Origin of the sequence: Paenibacillus macquariensis, assembly GCF_900156375.1 — a bacterium.
Taxonomy (GTDB): domain Bacteria; phylum Bacillota; class Bacilli; order Paenibacillales; family Paenibacillaceae; genus Paenibacillus_AQ; species Paenibacillus_AQ macquariensis.
Genome location: NZ_FTNK01000002.1, coordinates 492,281 through 513,289, shown reverse-complemented (window position 1 = coordinate 513,289; position 21,009 = coordinate 492,281). Strand labels below are relative to the sequence as shown.

Annotated in this window: 20 protein-coding genes and 1 other annotated feature; all 20 genes read right to left on the bottom strand. The window is 39.8% G+C overall.

Features of this window, described 5'->3' with window-relative positions:
• Positions 1-5: 5 nt before the first annotated feature.
• On the bottom strand, positions 6-422 hold the full coding sequence (locus BW961_RS05375) for an SRPBCC family protein (protein WP_068581702.1): 417 nt from the start codon (positions 420-422) through the stop codon (positions 6-8).
• The gene (locus tag BW961_RS05370) at positions 419-745 is read right to left on the bottom strand and encodes an ArsR/SmtB family transcription factor (protein ID WP_068581699.1); all 327 of its coding nucleotides are present in this window, start codon (positions 743-745) and stop codon (positions 419-421) included. Before BW961_RS05370 ends, BW961_RS05375 begins: the two co-directional genes overlap by 4 nt.
• A 122-nt stretch (positions 746-867) precedes the next feature.
• A complete protein-coding gene (locus tag BW961_RS05365; RefSeq protein WP_068581696.1) occupies positions 868-1,590 on the bottom strand; it encodes an MBL fold metallo-hydrolase in 723 nt (240 codons plus the stop codon).
• A gap of 271 nt (positions 1,591-1,861) precedes the next feature.
• Positions 1,862-2,368, bottom strand: a complete 507-nt coding sequence (locus tag BW961_RS05360) for a putative periplasmic lipoprotein (protein WP_068581694.1) — start codon at positions 2,366-2,368, stop codon at positions 1,862-1,864.
• Between the two features lie 125 nt (positions 2,369-2,493).
• Positions 2,494-3,987 carry an N-acetylmuramoyl-L-alanine amidase family protein gene (locus tag BW961_RS05355; protein ID WP_068581691.1) on the bottom strand — a complete coding sequence of 498 codons (1,494 nt, stop codon included), beginning with the start codon at positions 3,985-3,987 and terminating at the stop codon, positions 2,494-2,496.
• 318 nt (positions 3,988-4,305) lie between these two features.
• Complete coding sequence (locus tag BW961_RS05350) at positions 4,306-5,847, bottom strand: 2-isopropylmalate synthase (protein WP_068581688.1); 1,542 nt, start codon at positions 5,845-5,847, stop codon at positions 4,306-4,308.
• A 191-nt stretch (positions 5,848-6,038) separates the two neighbouring features.
• Positions 6,039-6,267: a binding site (T-box leader), on the bottom strand.
• A 78-nt stretch (positions 6,268-6,345) separates the two neighbouring features.
• On the bottom strand, positions 6,346-6,834 hold the full coding sequence (locus tag BW961_RS05345; protein WP_068581686.1) for a hypothetical protein: 489 nt from the start codon (positions 6,832-6,834) through the stop codon (positions 6,346-6,348).
• Positions 6,834-7,640: a DUF3100 domain-containing protein gene (locus BW961_RS05340; RefSeq protein ID WP_068581682.1), complete on the bottom strand. Its 807-nt coding sequence runs from the start codon at positions 7,638-7,640 to the stop codon at positions 6,834-6,836. Before BW961_RS05340 ends, BW961_RS05345 begins: the two co-directional genes overlap by 1 nt.
• A 45-nt stretch (positions 7,641-7,685) precedes the next feature.
• The gene (locus BW961_RS05335; RefSeq protein ID WP_068581679.1) at positions 7,686-8,945 is read right to left on the bottom strand and encodes a M20/M25/M40 family metallo-hydrolase; all 1,260 of its coding nucleotides are present in this window, start codon (positions 8,943-8,945) and stop codon (positions 7,686-7,688) included.
• Positions 8,946-9,225: 280 nt separating this feature from the next.
• On the bottom strand, positions 9,226-9,939 hold the full coding sequence (locus tag BW961_RS05330) for a DsbA family protein (protein WP_068581676.1): 714 nt from the start codon (positions 9,937-9,939) through the stop codon (positions 9,226-9,228).
• A gap of 37 nt (positions 9,940-9,976) precedes the next feature.
• On the bottom strand, positions 9,977-10,840 hold the full coding sequence (locus BW961_RS05325; RefSeq protein ID WP_082867369.1) for a tetratricopeptide repeat protein: 864 nt from the start codon (positions 10,838-10,840) through the stop codon (positions 9,977-9,979).
• A 179-nt stretch (positions 10,841-11,019) separates the two neighbouring features.
• Positions 11,020-12,159, bottom strand: coding sequence for a toxic anion resistance protein (locus BW961_RS05320; RefSeq protein WP_068581670.1), 1,140 nt, complete (start codon positions 12,157-12,159; stop codon positions 11,020-11,022).
• Between the two features lie 22 nt (positions 12,160-12,181).
• On the bottom strand, positions 12,182-13,870 hold the full coding sequence (locus BW961_RS05315; RefSeq protein WP_068581668.1) for a vWA domain-containing protein: 1,689 nt from the start codon (positions 13,868-13,870) through the stop codon (positions 12,182-12,184).
• Positions 13,871-13,882: 12 nt separating this feature from the next.
• Entirely contained in the window at positions 13,883-14,620 is a 738-nt protein-coding gene (locus BW961_RS05310; RefSeq protein ID WP_068581664.1) for a hypothetical protein, read from the bottom strand.
• A gap of 563 nt (positions 14,621-15,183) precedes the next feature.
• Positions 15,184-16,554: a HAMP domain-containing sensor histidine kinase gene (locus BW961_RS05305; RefSeq protein ID WP_068581662.1), complete on the bottom strand. Its 1,371-nt coding sequence runs from the start codon at positions 16,552-16,554 to the stop codon at positions 15,184-15,186.
• Complete coding sequence (locus BW961_RS05300; protein WP_068581660.1) at positions 16,551-17,249, bottom strand: response regulator transcription factor; 699 nt, start codon at positions 17,247-17,249, stop codon at positions 16,551-16,553. Before BW961_RS05300 ends, BW961_RS05305 begins: the two co-directional genes overlap by 4 nt.
• A gap of 120 nt (positions 17,250-17,369) precedes the next feature.
• Complete coding sequence (locus BW961_RS05295) at positions 17,370-17,879, bottom strand: PepSY domain-containing protein (RefSeq protein WP_068581657.1); 510 nt, start codon at positions 17,877-17,879, stop codon at positions 17,370-17,372.
• 98 nt (positions 17,880-17,977) lie between these two features.
• Positions 17,978-18,631 (bottom strand): phosphatase PAP2 family protein, encoded by a 654-nt coding sequence (locus tag BW961_RS05290; protein WP_068581654.1) that lies wholly within the window; start codon positions 18,629-18,631, stop codon positions 17,978-17,980.
• 87 nt (positions 18,632-18,718) lie between these two features.
• On the bottom strand, positions 18,719-20,044 hold the full coding sequence (locus BW961_RS05285) for a bifunctional DedA family/phosphatase PAP2 family protein (RefSeq protein ID WP_244555877.1): 1,326 nt from the start codon (positions 20,042-20,044) through the stop codon (positions 18,719-18,721).
• Positions 20,041-20,763 (bottom strand): glycosyltransferase family 2 protein, encoded by a 723-nt coding sequence (locus BW961_RS05280; RefSeq protein WP_068581652.1) that lies wholly within the window; start codon positions 20,761-20,763, stop codon positions 20,041-20,043. The genes BW961_RS05285 and BW961_RS05280 overlap by 4 nt, the downstream gene beginning before the upstream one ends.
• Between the last annotated feature and the right edge of the window lie 246 nt (positions 20,764-21,009).

Below are 21,009 nucleotides of genomic sequence, written 5' to 3'. Positions count from 1 at the left end.
CATTCTTACAGATCTGCTAACACTTTTTCGAGCTGACCACCCATATTCATCCAAGCATATTTAGCTCCTTCAATGGCTCCCTGGCGTGCTTTTGTTGCTTCACTAAATCCAGTTTGATCGAAATGTAGATGAGTAGTTCCATCTGAACCTTTTTTCAAAGTCCATGTAACCGTTGTACTTTCTCCAGCACTTACCCAAGTGTAAGATAATGTATGAGGCTCGTCCACTACGAGTACCTCGGAATCTACGATTCCATCCCACCATTCATTTGGCTCAGCTCGGAATTGAAATTTATGTCCTACGATTGCTTTAAAGTCATTGCTCCATATCCATTTCGCAAGCGTATCTGAATCAGTTAAAGCGTTCCACACCTGCTCGATTGAACTTGTAAATTGATAATCTAATGATACATCTGGTTTCATTGTTTTTCCTCCAATAATAGTTTTAGTTTACCAAATCTTTCTTTCCAAAATCCTTCGTAAAAAGATACCCAATCTTGAATTTCTTGGAGCGGAGTGGCATTCAACCGATACCTCGTTTCTCTACCAACCTTTCGAGTCATTACGAGATCAGCATCTTTAAGGATAGCCAAATGCTTAGACACTGCTGTACGTCCCATTTGAAAATGAACCGTTATCTCATGTAGAGGTAATTCTTCAACATCAGCTAACATTTGAAGCAATTTTCGCCTTGTTGGATCGGCAATAGCGTCATAAACGTCCCGCACTTGACTTTTTTCGTTCACAATCACCCCCACCTTTTCATTATTATTTCCTGTATGTCACTGATTAAACTTCATATCCACCTAATAAGACACCTTTCGGTGTCCTAATGATTATAGGACACCGAAAGGTGTCGTGTCAACTCTTAACCCTGGGGTCCAGAAGCAGCAATTTCAGCGATGCGCTTATTCACGTCTGGCCGATCATACAATCCGCCATGGTAACAAATTACTTTTTCGATATCATAAGCAGAGAGCTTACTTAAAGATCGGTAGGCTTCTTCCATATCTGGTGTTTGCTTTGGATTAGGTCCTTCCAACTGTCCCTCATTGTTAGTCAGCGCATCGCCAGCAATGAGTGTTTTCGTAGCAGGATGATATAGACTGATGTGCCCCGGTGTATGGCCTGGTGTATGTACCGCGATGATACCACCGGCACAATCTATTATGTCCTCATCTGAGATCATATGATTGACTATTTCTCTAGCATGGACTATATAGTTAGCTTCGATTTTTTTGACAAGCGTCTCATGGAGAGCCTTGAAGGGAGGAAGATCTCCTTCGATATATGGCTTGTCTTGCGGATGGGCATAAATATCGATTTCCGGATGAATGTTCATAATTTGAGTAACGCTTCCGACATGGTCGATATCTTGATGTGTAAGCACAATCCCGGTTAATTGTTCAATAGAAAATCCAGCGGCTTCCATCTGTGATGCTATTTCTTCTATCATGCCTGGCATACCTGTGTCGATAAGAATAAGAGAATCTTCGCTACTTAGCAACGTCGGAGTAATAGTCCAGAGCTTGCCCGGCATACTTGGTAGTGGGATGCTTATATTAATGGGTACAATATTAAGTATTTTCATTTGATTGGTCTCCATTTCGTTATCAATTTTGTTCTACTTCATTGTTCATCATTTCAGATAGTTTTTCTAAAGCTTCATTATTGTCACACCTTGATCGTATTTGTTCAACTTGTTGAACCCGACGATATCATATTATTCTCCTAATATTAACTGAGTATAAACAACTAAGTAAAATCGAACTTTTATGTCAAGAACAAAAAAGCAACTTGAACTTTTCAGATCGAGTTGCACCTTCAGATAGGCAGAATCAGTTTCGGAAGGTTGGCGAACCTTAATTTACCAAAACAACTTCAATATTCCCCTTGTCTGTTTCAACTTCTTTAAAATTGTCCCCTTCACCTAGTGAGAATTTTGCAATTGCAGAAACTTCACAAATCCCTGGATTATCTATCCTGTATTCATAGCGCTCAGTGATAATCCCTTTACTTTGAATAGGATGTTGTATTCCTACCTCTTTCATAACAAAAGTATTAACGCCCTTGCCGTTACTATCTTTAATGGAGAAATAAAACACACCTGATGCATGTAAAATGGTTAAATCTCTATCAGATACGTTCTTTAGCGTTGCCTCAAGTATGAACACTTCATTTGATTTTATTTGCTTTGGGACAGAAATACTTGCTGTAAAATGTTCTTTTGCAGGAAGAGGAACCGATGTTATCATCGCTTGTTCCTTGGGGAGACTGCGATCAATAGTAAATTGTTGTCTAGATTGTGAAGACTGTTCACATGCAACTAAGCTCATCAAGGTGAGAATAATAATGATTAATTTCTTCATTTCAGCACCTCCTAACAATCAAACGCAATCCCTTCTAGTTTTGTTGCAACGAATTCACATGTTACTGCTCGTAGACGAGAAAAGGACTACCTCGCGGTAGCCCTCATGATATTCTCTCCCCGTCTTTACTTAACACCCACATATTCTTTAATTCCATCTACAATAGCTTGAGCTGCTTTATTCTGCATGTCATCTGATTGCAAAATCATTTCTTCCGCGCTATTACTTAGGAATCCAATTTCTAAAAGTACTGCAGGCATGGTAGTCTCTCTAATCACTTGGAAACTCTCATTTTTAACGCCACGGTCTCTTAAACCTATAGCTTTAACTAAATATTTATGAATGACATTTGCAAGGTCTTTGCTACTGCTTCGTTGGTAATAATACGTTTCCGTACCATTTGCTTGTGGTGAATTAAGAAGGCTATTCCCATGTATCGATACAAACACATCGGCTTTTAATTGATTAGCCAACTGAACCCGTTTAGGACGGGTAGGGTATACGTCACTATCACGGGTCATCACTACCGCTATATTGGGCTCCTTAAGTAAAAGTGCTTGTACTTTCAGAGATAGAGGCAAAGTAAAGTCCTTCTCGTGTTTATTCGTAATACTAGTTGTACCTGGATCACTTCCGCCATGCCCAGGATCGATTACAACAATCTTCCGCCCTGATCCGACAACCGGAGGAACATACGTTGTACTGTCTTCTGTAACATTCAAATCAATTATAAGCATATTTGAATCCAGACCTGGAATTAATTGATACGCATTTGCTTGCTTCAGAGCAATGACTACTCTGACCTGGTAGGGATCACGAGTAAACAACGAATACCTTACTTCCGATATATTCGGATATCCACTAACATCTAATATTCCTTTCAATCCAGCATCCAATGGTTGCACCGATCCAAAGGAATCAGCGAAAGTCGTATTTGGTAAGTCCACGACAATTCGATCGGGATTTGTTAATCTAGAAATATTAGGAGTTACTGCTCCATCTGAAGATATAATGAGTTGGTTATTTACAAAGTTCAATCTATTAACATGATTTAATAGATTCGTTGTCTGACCACTTCCATTTGAAGCAATCGGGTCTGTATCGACTTCTGTGACTTCAGGTGCATCCGTTGTAGGTAGTACCGTTTCTACTGTGCCTGCTTGTCCATCCTTGATAGACTCCTTGTTACTACTCGTCAGGTACACTGTTTTATCAAGATTATCCCAGCTTACTGAGATCCCCATTTGTTCACTCACGAATCGAATGGGAACTAGCACGGTTTCGTTCTTTACTTGAGGTGCTGCCGTTAATACAACTTGTTTGCCATCCACCGTGGCTTCTTGTTGATTGACCGTTAAGGAGATGATCTTTGCATCTTGTTGAATCTTGACGCCTTGTGACTTTTGATCCCAGTCTACCTTAAACTTCAGATTCTCAACTACGATACGGATCGGGATCATAACATTCTCATTTACGACATGAACCTGGACATTAGCAGGCATACTTATTTCCTTGCTATCAAGAATGATCTTCGACTGAACCGCAGCAGCTTCCCCTTTACTCGGACAACTGATAATAAAGAATGCACACAACAGGATTAACAAGCTAAATTTCTTCATGATTCACCTCGATTTGTCATTTTCTTCATAAAATCTATCTCACCAATCCGATTCACTCAATAATAACAATATTCTACATATAGGTACCAATATCCTGTTTTATTTACATTTTTAGCAATACAACCATTTGTTGATTGTAATCATCAGCTACCCTAATATTAGTGAAAATGTATTTTATCTAACAACTCACTCACAATGCTTATAAATAAAAAAACGGATGATCATTAACATATAATGATCATCCGTTTCGTTGTTATCTATTAGTATTTTCTTTGTACATCCGTGGCTCAATTCTTCCATTCCCTACGGTCTTTGCAACTAATTCAGATTGTCATTAGTAGCATCAAGCAAAGCGGCATTGATGCCGTTCAGGAAGGCCATAGCACTTGCTTTACTAATATCGGTATCCAAAGCGCGTCCAGCGTATATTTTGCCTTGGTATTCGATCCGAAGGTTTACCCGACCAATGGCTTCTTTCCCCCTAGATAGACTGTTGATTTTATAATCCTTCAATTCAACTTCTAACCCAACTAAGGTTTTGATGACACTAAATAGGGCATCGATCGGACCATCACCTACAGCACTGTCTTTAAATGTCTCAGATCCCTTTTTCAATTTGATGGTTGCAGTAGGATAGAGATCGTTGGTTACGACTTGGAACGACACCAACTCGTAAAGCTGACTGCTACTCGCCTCAATGGAGCGATGATTGGTCACTAAGTAAAATACGTCGTGATCATAGACTTCTTTTTTAGTATCAGCTAATGTAATGAATTTTTCGAATAACGATTCAAAGTCTTCTCCATCGCTCATGTCAAAACCCATTTTTTCAACCGCATTTTTGAAGGCATGTCGACCTGAACGTGCAGTGAGGATCAATTCCATACTCTCTGCTCCGACCTCTTCAGGAGACATAATTTCATATACTTGTTTATTTTTCAATAAACCATCCTGATGGATCCCAGATGAATGTGCAAAAGCATTCTCTCCAGTAATCGCCTTGTTAACTTGCACATCCAAACCGGTCAAATGAGTTAGTAACCTGGATGTTTTGAGTATTTCTTTTGTATTGATGTCCGTGGAGCATTTAAAATGGTTCTCACGTACTTTGATCCCCATTACAACTTCCTCTAAGGATGTGTTACCCGCCCGCTCACCTAAACCGTTAATCGTAACCTCGATTTTCTCGGCGCCATTTTTGATCGCACTTAGCGTATTCGCCGTTGCGAGTCCAAGATCATTATGGCAATGTACACTAAGGATCACTTTCTCATCCAAATTTTTAAGTCGTTCGTTTATTTTGCGGATCAGCTCTCCAAATTCCTCAGGAACGGCGTAGCCTACTGTATCCGGTACATTAATCATGGTAGCTCCTGCTTTGACAACAGATTCGATCGTTTTCCACAAATATTCGAATTCCGATCTCGATGCATCCTCTGTGGAGTATTGGACATGCGGAAGCAGTGTTTTAGCATACTTAACGGCGTCTACCCCCATCTGCATCACAGCTTCTTTGGAGCGATTAAATTTCTTCTCTACATGGACGTTTGAAGTTCCAAGCACGATATGAATGAGCGGATTTTGTGCAAGTTTGATGCTTTCATAGACGGCATCAATGTCACTTTTCACAGCCCTTGCAAGCGCTGTAATCGATACAGAGTCTCCTACACTTCTTACAATTTCCTGCACCGCTTGAAAATCTCCAGCGGAAGAAGCAGGGAATCCTGCTTCGATGATATCTACGTTAAGTCGTTCTAATTGATGAGCAAACTCTATTTTTTGAAGTACATTCAATTTTGCACCTGGCACTTGTTCACCGTCGCGTAATGTAGTATCTAATACGATAATTTTGCGGTTCATTTGAATTTCCCCCTAGATAAGTTTGGTATGCTATATATGAAGCGGGGTTGATTAAATCCGGAATTTAATCAACATTCGTAAACGGATGTCTCCACAATGTGGAAGAATAAACGCATTCACGCTGTATTCCAAAAGGCGTATAAGTGTATATCTCATACTATTTTAGAACACAAAAAAACCCCGTCTCTACGTATAGAGACGGGGGCTAACCCGCGGTACCACTCTAATTCATTTCTTACGAAATGATCTTCTTCGATGGCAATTACCATCTATCCCTGTAACGGTGGAATTCCGTCTAACCCTACTTATCGGGCAGCTGTTCATAGACGAGTTCAAAGCGATCGACACTACCGTTTCCCACCACCCAACGGCTCTCTGAAAGGTCATTTCACTTCTACTATTTCTAATCCTAACATTTGATTTATTAATTATTGATTATATTAGGGCACTCAGATAATTTTGTCAACGGATTAATCTAATCGTAATAATATTTATTTATCATCCACCCATGATAGCCAGACCAAGTTCAGAAAGAATTGCGCTACCCACATACGTTCCTAGGAAGACGAATACAGCAACAATCGCCACACGCCAAGAAGTACGTCGAAGGTCAATAAGACGGTCGGCTACAGATATACCAGCGAATGTAAGTACAGGTGTTGTAATGGACAAGAAGTCAACAGCCTGGATCGCTCGAATAGGGAAATCAAACATTAAACAGAATATTAAGGATACGATCGATACCCACCCTAATACAGGGAAATCTTGCAGAAAGCGAACCTTAGTTTTTTTCATTACGTCAGAAAATAACACGCCAGCAAAGGAAAAAGTCCATAACACGATTAAACCATAGATGGTCATCATACTAATTGGTGTAGCAGTCTCACCGTTGAACCAGACTTTAACCTGTTGAGTAAACAAGACCAAGCAAACACTAAGAAAGAGTACAAGTCCGAATTTAAGGTATTTATTCATATTCTTATCCATTATTTACTCCCCCGCTTCATCATCTTGTTGTACATGAATCGCTGTAATGGCACAGCAAGGAATACCATCGTATAAGTGCCAAGGAAGCTTGTCAACAGTTGACTTGCAGAGGCATACGCTCGGATTGTCTCTGCTTTTTCAGGGACTTGAGCAACCAGTGCAGAAGATGCCGCTGTCATCATACTGGCTGACCCCACACCAGAGGACATTGCAAGTGCTTCAACACTGAATCCTAGTCCTAACAGGAGAGGAGCAAGTATACTGAAAATAATGGTACCGAACAACGTACCGATAATATACAAAGATAACACGCCGCGCCCTTCATCGGAATCCAATGTATATTTCTCAGAAATATAAGCAAGTTCCCCTTCACGGCCAATACCAAGTGTTGCCCCAATGGCTTCGCGCTTAAGTCCAATCAGAATAGCTATTGGCAATCCAATCAATACAGTTCCCAGATTACCTATTTCCTGAATAATAAATACCCATCCAACGGATAAAATCTCACGAATCTTTGGTGCAACATCTGCTCCATATCGTGCCATAAGTGGAAGCATTATAAATATGAGATACTTCCCAGCGAAGTTAACATTGAACTCGCTGTAAACACGTTTTAAGATCCCTTTTCGACATAGCTTGATACCAAGTAACATTGTGATAAGGATCGCAAATACGAGCGGCAATAATCCAATCTTGAATGATCCAAGTGCGAAAGATTGATAACCGATCCGTTCTGCGATGGCAATGACCACTAATACAAAGATCAGAAATAATGCAAAATTCACTACTTTCTTGGTGTCCTTCATAGCGTTGATCTCAGTCTCCTCTTATATGTTGTGTTGTTCGTGTTGCTAGATTTGGGCTATGGAATGGATTAATGACTCATATCCTTCATAGGTACGTTTATAAAGCTTTGTCTTATCAAGTTGACCATTCATTTGCTCCAATACTTGCAGCAAATATCGTGGGAATACCTCTAAGATGAAGTTCGGATCAATATCTTTGAAATCATCTCCATGGATGGTACCTGTGAAGCCGCTGTGACCGATCTGTATGCAAGGAATCATATAAGATAGGTCCCCAATATCTCCTGCAGCACTGATCGCGTTGTTATTTAAAAAGGCTGGAATCTCATCATTGATATCAAAGGCTCGCATTGCAAACTCAGATAAATAACGATCCTGCACAAACGGTAAATAGCCCATTTGTGTATCAATATTCACTTCACCTTGTAAAGCCAAGGCACTTCCCTTTGCAGCATCATCAAGGCGTGTTGCTACTTGCTGCATATAGTCTACGGATTGCGTCCGAAGATCCGTTCCAACCGTAATCCAGTTAGGAATGACATTGGTAGACATGTCACTTTCCATAATAATGGGATTCAAGCGTACCATCTCGTTATCTTTCAATTGCTGGCGACTTAGACCGACAGCCGTATTGAACAAAGTTGACATGCTGTACGCATTATGGGCTGAGAATGGATCGAACCCAGCGTGTGTAGCTTTTCCTTTGAAGGTATATTTCTTATACAAGAAGCCTGCAAGATTGCAATTGAATTCAACGGTACGTTCTTTGAATTCACCTCCCATGGCATGGACACAGATTCCAATATCAATATCGTCAAATATGCCAAGCTTCATTGCTTCTGGCTTACCGCCGTAATAAGTAATGACGTTATCTCGCTTCAACTCTTCACGATATTTCAGATCTAAATACTCTTCTGCTGGAATAAATACGAAGGTTAACGTATAGTCGAAGGCTTCATATTGTTTTGTTTCAAATAAGACTTTGTAAAGGGCGAGGGCAATGGCTACCTGAGTGTAATGTCCACAATTGTGAGCCGCACCTGTATTCGCATCTGCATTCCAATGTGTAGGCGCATATACCGCATCCAGTTCTGCAATGAATGCAACATTCAAAGCTTTACCGCCACCAAGCACAGTCTTCATTCCAGTTGTGCTGAATTCCTGAATATCAATATCAGGGTTGACCTTGAGAAGAAATTGAAGGATAGTCTCCTTCGTGAAATGTTCCTTGTACCCAAGCTCTGGTTGATTAAAAATCGTCTGTGAGACATGTAAGATCTCTTCATATTGCTTCTTAAAATTCATGAATTATCGGTCCTCGCTTCTCAGAAGTATATATTTTATAGCAGCCTAACCAATAGACAAAATTTCATATTCCTTATATATTACCTATTTTTAGTTTGATTCGTCAATAAAATATGTCCAAACACATACATTAATCATAATTATATAATAATTCTACGGATATTACTTATGAAGTTTTTGATCTCACTTCACGTGTAACACCATGTGTCATCTATACCCTTACTCGTATGAAAACATACTAAAAAGCCGGCCAAGTATCTTGGCCGGCCTTTAATGTTTCTCATCTATTGTTATCTTCTAGCTCTTGATCTATAACGTCCTTAATCTTGTTATAGTCAAAAGGATCATCCATTACGATGCCGTTGATTATAATTGTTGGCGTAAGTTGAACCTTATATTGTTCAACCAATGTAGAGTCGATATTAAGTTCAGGTAAAGATTTACTAGCTTTAACATCCTCTTCTAACTTGGTTAGATCAATTTGTGGAATATTGGCTTTCGCCATTTCCAATAAAGATTGCTGAGTTATCCAAGTTTCATCATGGTTAGCCTGAGCAGGTTGAGCAGCGTAAAGGGCCTTATGATACGTCCAAAATGCTTTGGGATCTTGAGTAAACACAGATTCAGCCGCAAGCGATGCTAATTGGGATTCCTCCCCATGAAATAACACATTGATGTATGCAAATTTGATCTTACCCGCGTCTATATAATCCTTCATCAATTGAGGATAAATCCGTGCGCTCCAGGATTTACAAGAAGGACATTTATAATCACCGAATTCAATCACAGTAACCGGTGCATTATCCTTCCCTAATGTAGGTTGATTAAGAAGTGAGGGTTGCTCACTGAAACGAGCCGGTTCTTGTGCCTTCTCTTCTTGTTTTGTTGTGATTACAAACAATGCAACAATTAAAATTACAACAATAAGTGTAATTAGAACAAGTGGTTTAGCTTTATTACTACTATGTACAGGTTCTTTATTATGTTTAACCATATACCTTATCCCCTTAAATATATTCTTGAGCCAATCGCTAGGATGAACGTCCTGCTAATTCCTTAATGCGTGTTATACGTTCAGGTTCATTTGCTACAAGATTGGATTCGAGTATTAAGCGATCATAGCACAATGAAAAGTATTGTTGTGCTTCTTGCGCTTTGTTAAGAGACAGCAGACATTCCGCTAACTCCTCATATACATACCCATCGGGTACGGTGTTTTGTTCGGTTTCAGCAAGTAATTCCTTCTGAATTACGATAGAATCCTCAACCTGGCCCAATAAACGAAGTATCTTTGCTACGCTCCATTTAGCTATAAACACTGACATGGGGTTACCTTGCTCTTTGCGAAACGCCAACGCTAACTTGAACAGTTCAAGCGCTTCCTCAAGGTTTCCATTATCAACCTGTGCCCACGCGATGTTGTTATATAATGAACCTAACCAACGGCTGGCTTTAGGGTTTCTCTCGACATAATCTAACGCCTTCAGATTCCATTCCATTCGTTTCTCCGGTGTCGATTCAACGATGCCTAACATATGCGCTGCATCTACAGCGTAATGATCTTCACCGGACTGAATTCCTAATTCCCATGCATTTAGGAATAGAGGAAGAGCATCCATTAATCTGGATGTGGAATTGAAGACCCTGCCCCGTTCCAGAAGATATCGGACTTGTGCCACAACTAAATCTTTGGTCAATAATTTCTCGACACGATCCAACGTTACATGCGCTATGTCGTATTTCCCCTGTAATCCCTGCGAACGTGCAACTTGAGTCAAGAGTTCAGCTAAGTATCCATTGTTTCCGGATTCCTCTGCCTGCGTTAGCAAACTGATAAATTTCTGCTCAGTTTCTTTAGGATGACTGTAATCCCAAAGCGTATCGAAGTCTATCAAAATAATTCACTCTCCAAATCGTACTATTTATGTATGAGTAGCATAGACGAATATTATAGCAGTCGCTGTTCATTATTACCAACCAGTATATTATCGTCCTGCACAATATTCCCTTTTTATTATACAACAAAAAAAACGGTTGATCATTACCATATGATCAACCGTCCTATGAGATATTCTTACAGACCTAGCTTATGACCTTTTTCCAACCGCTGAATTTGTTTCTCTCCCCCATCAGCCAATTCTCTGAACTGATTGATTGTTTCACGCATTCTAGGCAAAGCTTCTTGCTTATAAGTGCTTATAGAATCCAAGGCTGATAATACATCCGTAAATGCTTCTTTCATGGTGTCTACTGAGATACTCGCTTCAAGCGATTGCTTTTGAATCTCTACCCCTTGATTCTTCAACATTTTGGACGTACTGGAGATGAGATCGTTCGTCGTTTGGTTCAATAGCTCTATCTTTTTCAAGACAATCTTCTGATTATAAAGAGCACTAGCAACCGTTACTGAAATCTTCAAAGCTGAAATAGTCACATTCTTAGCCCGATCTACGCCACGAATCAACTCTTTGTTATTCCTAATGACAACTTCGATTGCCATAATCCCTTGTTGATTGACTACCAACATCTGTTGCAGGTCCATCACTCTCTGACGCAGAGGGAACAGCACTTCTTCGGTGATGAACCGGATTTTGTCAGGATCTTCATTACGAAGTTTGGCTGCTTCAATTTGCAACTCAATAGATTCGTCCATCAACATCCCCAGCTGAATTTCCTTCTGAAGTTTTTTGGTCAAATCCCGGAGCATCTGTTGTTCTATCTCAAGTGTCGTATTGTCATTCTTGAGGGTTGACTTCCCCTTATCTAAAGAGACAACAATATCCGCAATCACAACATCGGCTTTTTGATACTTGAGAAAGTATGCACGGAGTGGATTAAACAGCTTGCCGAGGAATCCTCTTTTTGCAAAGTCTATTGCGCTTGGATCTAGATCTTTCAGTTGTGTATGCAGTTCAGACAGGCCTTTGGCAACCTGACCACCCTCGTCTCCCGTTTTTGAGAGATTGCCTACTGAAACTTGAAGCAATGTATTTTTATCTGAAGATGATTTCATTGTATTCATACCGAAATTGTCTATGGATTGAAGTATTTCTTTACGTTTCTCAAGCGATTCGAAATCCAGTGTCATGATTGCCGCGACATTATTATCTGCTACCTCTTTAAGCTGCGCCACTTCCGCTGGAACGGGCTTAACCTGCTCTTCGATCGCAACTTTGATCTCTTCTTGACTGGGTAATTCCATCGTGAATGACATGTGAACCCTCCCCTAATTTAAGTTACATTTGAACGTTAAACAAGTTTCCGATCTTGTAGACAACATCATCAGTATCTGCATTAATACTAGCCGCCTCATTGATACTTGAGATACTTTGAAGCGCCTTAATATTGGCATTATATCCAATCGTGTAAATTGGAATTTTATAGGTCTCAATCAATCCTTTAATATCCTTGAGTGAATAACCCTCATTCGTCTCTCCATCACTTAAGACAAAGATGATAGGTTTCACATTAGGGTTAAGTGCGATCTCATCTTGAAGCATTTTCAATGCCACAACAATGCCATCAAAAGTAGCAGTACCCCCACTGGCTTGAAGGTTGTTAACTGTACCAACAAACATGGACTGCTGATTCGTGTCGTATTTTCCAATAGGAAGATTAATGGTTACATCACTTGAATAAGAGACAAGACCGATGCTATTATCTTTCCCTAGATATTTTTGACCTTTCAATAGGGACTCTTTCAAGCGATTAAGCGGTTCCCCTGCCATACTCCCTGAGACATCGGTTACGAATACCGCAGAAATTGGTTTACTTCCGTTCTTCTTTTCTTTCCATATCTTCTGTGCAGATGATAGAAGATTACCATCGACAACTGCAAGTTCTGACTTATATTCATCGAGATTATTGAAGCCTTTGTCCTTCGCTGATTTCTGATATTGTGCTTGTTCGACGAACTCAGCAAATTTCTTGATGATGTCTAACTTATCTTGAGGAACATCACCTAATGCATATAACGGACTGTCATGTCTTACACCAAACGGAGTGAACACATAACTATCCTTTAAGTCTGCGGCATTAATATAGGTTTGGTATTCCAAAACAAATCCGTCAAGCATACCCGACTTCGCTGCATCACGCATTTGTATCGTTGTAGACGCAATGAATGGTACATTGGCCTGAAATTTCTCAAATCCTTGAACAGCTTTATCTCCTAAAATATTAGTGCTATCGAATGTATTAAGCGCTGTTACAAGAAAATTTAACCCTGTAGAACTAGCGAACGGGTCGGTATACCCCATAGAGAACTCGTTATTTGCAATCGCTTCAGTTACTGTTTTGACATTCACCGAGCCGTATTTTTCTACTAGTGCATCATATTTAGCTTTTGCTATGACAATACCAGGAACATTCCCTACTAGTCTCTTCGTTACAAGTTCCGTCTTAACACCACTCGCCTTGACCATTTCACCCCATAACTCATTAGAAGGTGTGAAAGCGTCTGGTATATATTTGCCGGATTTAATATAATCTGCAGCAGTACCGGAAGCAATATTTCGAATCTTAACAGAAGCAGGTTTGCCGTTTACGGAGATATTAGCTTTATTGAACTCAGTCGCTACATCAGTCAACCAACCGTCGACACCCGTACCCCCTTTTTCAGGAGAAGAGAAGATTTCCACAAAATGATCGTTCGTATTCTCTACGGTTATAGGGAACTTCGAGATATCTGGCAAAGACTCAGCAACATCAGCAGGATTAAGATCGATCTGACCTTTGACCGGCGTCTCAGTCTTAACCGCGATATTGGAGTACAATTTGCTTAATTCCTTAGCTGCATCTTCTGAAGATACTTGTGTTTTTGTTTTGCCCAAATCTGAAGTTAGGTTTATCCCGAAATATACAAGTGCAAATACTAATACCACAAGAAAACCTGAAATCAGGAAAAATTTACTTTTCTTCGTCATGCTTCCCACCCCTTACTGTTTATAATATTTAGTCTGTTTGATCAAGGAATCAATTTCCTGCATACAAGGCATATTCTCAATATCTCCGGGCTCAAAACTATCTAAGCGAGATATTTCTAACAGTAATTTATCTAGCTTCAACAAGATTTCCTCATTACTAGCTATTGAACTTTTCATGAATGACAGATACTCGTTGTACAGGTTTGTCTTTTCTTGAAGAAGCTTCTGAGAAAACGATGTTGATTTGTTATTCATGACACTATCGTACTCCGACTCGTCAAATACATTAAGCCTATTCAGGATACTTCTAACATTAAGGTAGAACAGTTTTTCTACCTCTTGAATTATGGAAGCAAACTTCTTATAACTTAATTCCGTTGGCTCAAACCTCTGATTAAGGACATTTAATAAGGTGTCTTTCTTCTTGACTATTCGGTCCAGCTGCCCTAAGGCTAGCGTAATATCATTTCCTAGTGGTTTTACTCGTCGGAACTGATTCAAAGCCTCCACATAGTCCTCATGCGTTCTGATTTGTTTAACAGGAATAACAACAGGCTGCTTAAACAGAAGTGCATAACTCCCGTAAATCAACACAAGCGCACTTGCGAACAGAAGTGTTACTCCAAATGCTGTAGCGAGAGCAGTACCGCCTATTTCTACTCCTAACAGTCCGGGTGAAAGCACTATGATATTCACAGCCACCACACCAATAATTATTCCTAATAGCTTTATGTATTTTGTGACCGCCATGCGTGTACCTCCTCTAGCTCCTTTAGGAATACGATGATTATAAATAAGTGAAGATCAGTTCATTACGAGACCAAAAATCAACTCCTTTAGAATAAGATAAATGACGTGCTGTTAAAAAGTAAATAATTAGCGTGTAGTCCTTGTTATCTGTGATCTCTATCCAGTGTCTTTCTATTTACGTTATTTAGCTTAAAAAGGTGACAAAACTGAACTTATCAGTTCTCGTCTGGATGGTATTATTTCTGTTTCACACGATCTGAACCGCTTTTTCTTCAAATCACATAATGACACTATATCATGAAAATTTTACCACATGTCACATTTTCGTTACAATAATGGATTAAGAAGTAACCTTAATCTTATTTACCATCAATACGATTCATTCGCAATTACAGAGAAATAGCCCGAAACCCTTCATGGTTTCAGGCTACACTGATCATTTCAACCACTTCCGTTCATACCCCGTTAACCGACGCTCCAAATGATTTGTAGACCCAATTTTGCAACCGCAGCTCCCTTCAGAAGACAGACGGTCAGCTTTATAGTTACAGCTTGAGACATCATCATTTAGTTAGGTTTTTTTCCTGCTCTATAGGCAAAAATACGATAACCTCCGTACCCACTCCCTCCTTACTTTCAATATGGATTGTTCCATCATGTTCAGTGACAATGGATTGAGCAATCGGGAGGCCTAATCCTGTTCCCCCAGTTTTACGATCACGTGACGTATCGACGCGGTAAAAGCGTTCGAATACATGCTGGATTTCTTCCTCAGCAATACCAATACCGAAATCTTTAACCTTTATCACTACATTCGTTGAATCTTTAGTTATGTGTATTTCAATGGAACGGCTACTGTATTTCAAAGCGTTATCTATTAGAATGAGAAGAAGCTGCTTAATCTTAGTTAGATCGGCGACCATCCAGATCTCTCCGTCCTCTGAGTGGACCACAATACTCTGAGATTGTAGTTTCTTTACATGCGAAGAAACCTGTTCACAGCATGCGACTAGATCAAATTTCTCTATGTTAAGACTATGGTTCTGCTGCGAAGATGCTAGATCAAGCAACTGCCTCGTCATTTTCCTCATTTGCTTAGATTCCTCATAAATCGCTTCAATCGACTCCAGTTGGATTTTCTGATCATTAGTACCCCAACGACGAAGCATATTGGCATATCCTTCAATGATGGTTATCGTTGTATTTAACTCATGCGATGCATCTGAAACGAATTGCTGCTGTTTATGAAAGTTTTCCTCCAATCGATCCATCATCCGATTAAAGGTTTCCGTCATATGGAAGAGCTCGTCATTCGTTTGACCGCGAGAAGGGATTTTCTTGAATATGAGACTGCTTTCAATTTCCCGCATTGTTACGATACTGTCCGATATCGGTTTTAATAATGTTCTGGATAGAAATGACGCTCCGATTACGCTAAGAAGCACGGCGCCCCCGGTTGAGAAAAGAAGAAGCGTAACGAGTAGGTTTATGTTAGATTCGAGAGTATCCATTTTCTCGACAATCTCAAATACGCCGATGACATTGTCATCAGTTTGTATAGGCACTCTAACGACTAGGATTTTTTGATCATTAATATCGAGCAATTTGGAGTCGTTCCAGGAAGAAAGATTAATTTGATTGAGATCGATATCCTGTTCTTCTTGGTAACTTTGAACAACTTTTAAGTCTGAATTGAATATCCTGATCATCGAATCCTCGGGTAGATAACCCAAAATCTGGTTTTTTTGATCAGTATCCATAATAGCAAGTGGCCCGATCTTCTCGATGATTTGTTCTGATTTATTTCGTAGTAATTCGATTTCATTGCGGGTTGCAATATTAATGAATAATAAATAGATAACAAAATCCACGCTCAATAATATTAATATGACGAGCGCGGAAGTGAGCAACGTGAATTTAGTTCTGAGCTTCAACTGTTCTCCTCCCTTACACAGTAACCCACTCCCCATATCGTATGAATTAGATTAACATCAAATTCATGATCGATCTTTTTTCGGATATAACGGATATAGACATCAACTACATTCGTATCTCCGACAAAATCATAGCCCCAGACATGATTAATGATCTGTTCCCTGCTCATTGCATGATTTTTATTTTCCAATAAAAACACGAATAGATCGTACTCCTTGGGAGTGAGCTCTATCCTTCTTCCTTCCCGTATTATTTCTCTAGACACCTTATTCACGGTTAGGTTGTTAATCTGAAGCTGACTTAAAGTCGCCTTATTTGATGAATCTTCCGATCGGCTGCGCATCGAGGATCTCATTCTGGCCAGAAGCTCTTCAATTTCAAATGGTTTAGTAATGTAGTCGTTCGCTCCCTGATCGAGTCCCGATATCTTCTCCGGTGTGGTATTCCGCGCGGACACTACGATAACCGGCGTTTGGATATCAACCTTCCTCAATCTTCTTAATACTTCGATTCCGTTTAATTCGGGAAGCATAATATCTAGAATAATGAGCCCCCACTCTTTCGCTAAGGCTTTATCCAGCCCTTCTCTCCCGTTATTGGCTATCATTACGGAATAACCTTCATGGGTTAGCTCCAATTCGAGCAGCCGGGCTATTTTATTCTCATCCTCTACGATCAACACATCTTTAGACAATGGAAAAACCTCCTTACTTTTGCTTATTATGAGTAAAAAGTGTCTAAATAAGACAGGTCGTTAGAAAAAAATTTTAAAAAAAGCCTAAGCATAAGCTTAGGCCGTTTAAGAAGGGATGTCTTAGTCGTTTTCCGGAATGATCTTACCTGTTGTCGCGTCAATTGTATGTTCATGTTCTTTACTTGCCGCATCTTTGATCGTTACGGTATACGCGGTTACTCCATCTTCCGTTTCAAGCTTCACGCTAGTCACGTCACCTGGCGTTTGCTTAACAGCAATATCGATGCTCTGTTGCTTACTAATTACAGGCGCTTGTGCAGCGTCGTCATTCACTTCTTTGTCGTTGTCTTGTTGACCTTTCACATCGTCGTCATTTACTTCTTTGTCGTTGTCTTGGTCACCTTTCACATCGTCGTCGTTTACTTCTTTGTCGTTGTCTTGGTCACCTTTCACGCCGTCATCGTTCACTTCTTTGTCGTTGTCTTGTTGTACTTGATCCTTCTGAACAGGAGCCGTCGTATTTGCTGTTTCCGGAGTTGCTGCACTCGTGGAAGGCAATAAGGCTGCTCCCGCAATCCCCCCACCAACAAGCGCAAGAGTAAGAGCACCGACCATTATTTTTTTGTTCATTATTAATTCCTCCTAGTTAATATTTGATTACAGACCCAATTGTAGTACAGGGTTCTGAGATCAATAAGTGATTACTATGAGAAATTGATGAGAAATACTCAACCGCGTACTTTGGCACTTCGTTTATCAAGCATCCGTTGATATATCCAAATAGAAACAGCTAACCATGTGCCGCTCGCCAGATACCCACCTACAACATCGCTAGGATAATGGACTCCCAAATATATTCGACTAACACCGATCGCTAAAATCATAATAGAACCAATAATGATAAGAAGAAAGCGAGTAAACGCACCTCGAGCATGTTTCCACAACAGAAAACACAAGACACCGTAAAGGGTAAAAGCTGCCATGGAGTGCCCGCTGGGAAAACTATAGCCATTCGCTTCCACGATTCGATGTATAGTTGGGCGAGCGCGGTGAAAAATCAGTTTCAATACGACATTCAATAGCGCAGAACCCGCGATTACACCAACAAAGAAAAGCAATTCCCAGCGAAACTTCAATACGGAATAAAGCACAACCATGATTATTATCGTAATTATCGTAATCGGAAGACCCGATCCAATAAAGGTAAAAAACTTCATGATAGGTGTTAAAACAACGTTCTCCTGTCCTTGGATAAGAGAAATCAACCTGTTATCGAACCATGCAATATTCTGCTCGCCAACTAAGATTGCGATTACCGCAAATCCGGTAGCACAAACAAGGCTTATAATGAAGGATTGGGTAAAGACGAGTTTCAAGTTCATTTGGAAGCTCCTTGGTAAGGTTATTATAACGACGGTTGTTCAACACTCGTAGGTAAATGCTACCCGCGGGTAATTCTCAACTAATCGCTAAGCCTTAGCACTCTTATACTTTTGCATCAATCGAAATATCTCCAGTAAAATAACATTTAAGCTAATCCATGTTCCACCGAATAAGTATCCGGCAGAGACATCGCTTGGATACTGAATGTTAAGAAAAATAGAACTAATACCTACTAATAGACAAATGACAATAACAACTAAACTTAATGTAATGTGGGTTTTCACATCTCCAAAATGACGGCCCAGCAAATACGCTGTAAAACCATAAACTGTAAGGGCGTTGAAGGTTTGCTCACTAGGGAAATTGAAGGTCGTTGGACTTATTCTAAGAAACAACAAATGCAAACCCTCAATTAGTGCTTTACCTCCGACAATGACAACTACCAAAAAAGTCATTTCAAGCAAGCGGACCTTACTTCTCATCCACATACACCCAATAGCCAGAACAACTATTGGCACGAAAACATAATAGGATCCCAAAAGTGCGAAGCGATTCATGAGATCCGTCCAGCTTGAATTAAATATTTGATGGATCATATAAGAACCGACTTCGTCAAATAAAGCAAACTCATGAGCTAAAAAATCTTCAATCACTCCGATCAACAAGGTGAAAAATAAAACAAAACCGGCAAATGCGCAAATGATGATTACCTTTATCTTGCGAATGGAATCATAACGCACTAGGCCGTTACTCAGGATACTTAACAACTTGTCCTTGATTTGATTCCTATAGTTCCGGTACATGTATATGCCAATAAAAATAACGGCTAATATCACTCCAAAAAAAATCATATACATATTAATCTTATGATGGTATGGCTCCCACTTTGGACCTAATAATTCTCCAAGCAAAATGAAGACACTTACCCAAAAGAAAGCGCCTGAATAGGCGAAAATGGCATACTTTCGAAAAGAGAGCTTCGTTGTACCTGAGAAATAACCCGTAATATGACGGACACCCGGAATGAAATAAGCTATAATTAGAACTTTGTACCCGTATTTTTGGTACCACTTGGACACCATATCAAGCTTATCAGGGCCTAAATGAACACGGGTGCCGTATTTTTCAAAAAATGGAGTGCCTAATCGATATCCAATCCAATAGGATAAGGTAATCCCTAGAGATGTCCCTGTACCAGCAGCAACAATACATAACAACCAATTCAGTTTTCCCTCAAAGACGGCAAGCCCTGCATAACTCATCAAAAGCTCCCCGGGGAGAGGTAGTGCAAGCATTTCAAGCAAAAGGGCAAAAAAGAGTACCCAATATCCGTAATGTTCCAATAAGTTGATTAACATACCTAATAGGTTACCCCATTTCACTGCTACATATTTAAGCGCATATAATTTCATAAGGTATTCTCGGATACCAACTTCACTGCATACTGCCGAAAGTTATTGTTTCGGGCAACTACTCGGCTACCCGCTATGAGATAACTGTCACCGACAGTCCAAGTGTGACTTAGCTTGTTCTTTCTTCTAATTGCCACATAATTATGTGGTGAGGATGCGTAAATCCGAAATCCTTCAGCTCGGCACTTTGATAAAAAGTTCACGTCTTCTCCCAATGAAACGTTAGCGAAGTGTACACGCTCGAAAACCTTTCTTTTGAATAATAACGTCCCACCTGAAACTGAACCTATAAATCTATGTTGCTGTCTAGGAAACCGCATAAGGAGCAGCTTCCTACCTTCAAGATAAGTTAAGTATGCCTTCTTCCCTATAACGTCTGCTCCCGTTTGTTTGATGTACTTTATCTGCTCGAGCAAATAATAGGGTGAATAATAATCGTCATCATCAAACTTGGCGATATAGGGATATTTTGATTTGTTAATCCCATAGTTTAAGCATTTACCCAATGAAGCTTTCTCCGAAACTTTATATATTGAAATGTTCTTATAGGCTTGCGTTTGTTTTCGATATTTGTCCAACACCATGCTATCTTTATTCAAAACTATAATCAACTCTTTCATCTGATAGCGCTGAGTTTTGAAATTCGCAATGATATCTTTGAAATATTTGGGCCGGTTCGTGCAAGTAATAATGGAAACTCCTCTTAGACCTTTAGACATAACCCTCTTCAACTCCCTATTATCATCTCATATAAAGTATGAATAGGATTTGATAAAGGAGCGGCTTATTACATAGAATAAACATCTATATTTGAACGAGCTTTGCCTCTTAAATGTGAAATCGATAGACCTCACCCCATACGGTTACGATAAATGGTAGATTTGATGAATCCAAGTCTGGTATTCTAGGTTTTCTGACCATGATTGTCACTGAAAACCCTTTCGTTGTGATTGTACCCAGGTTGT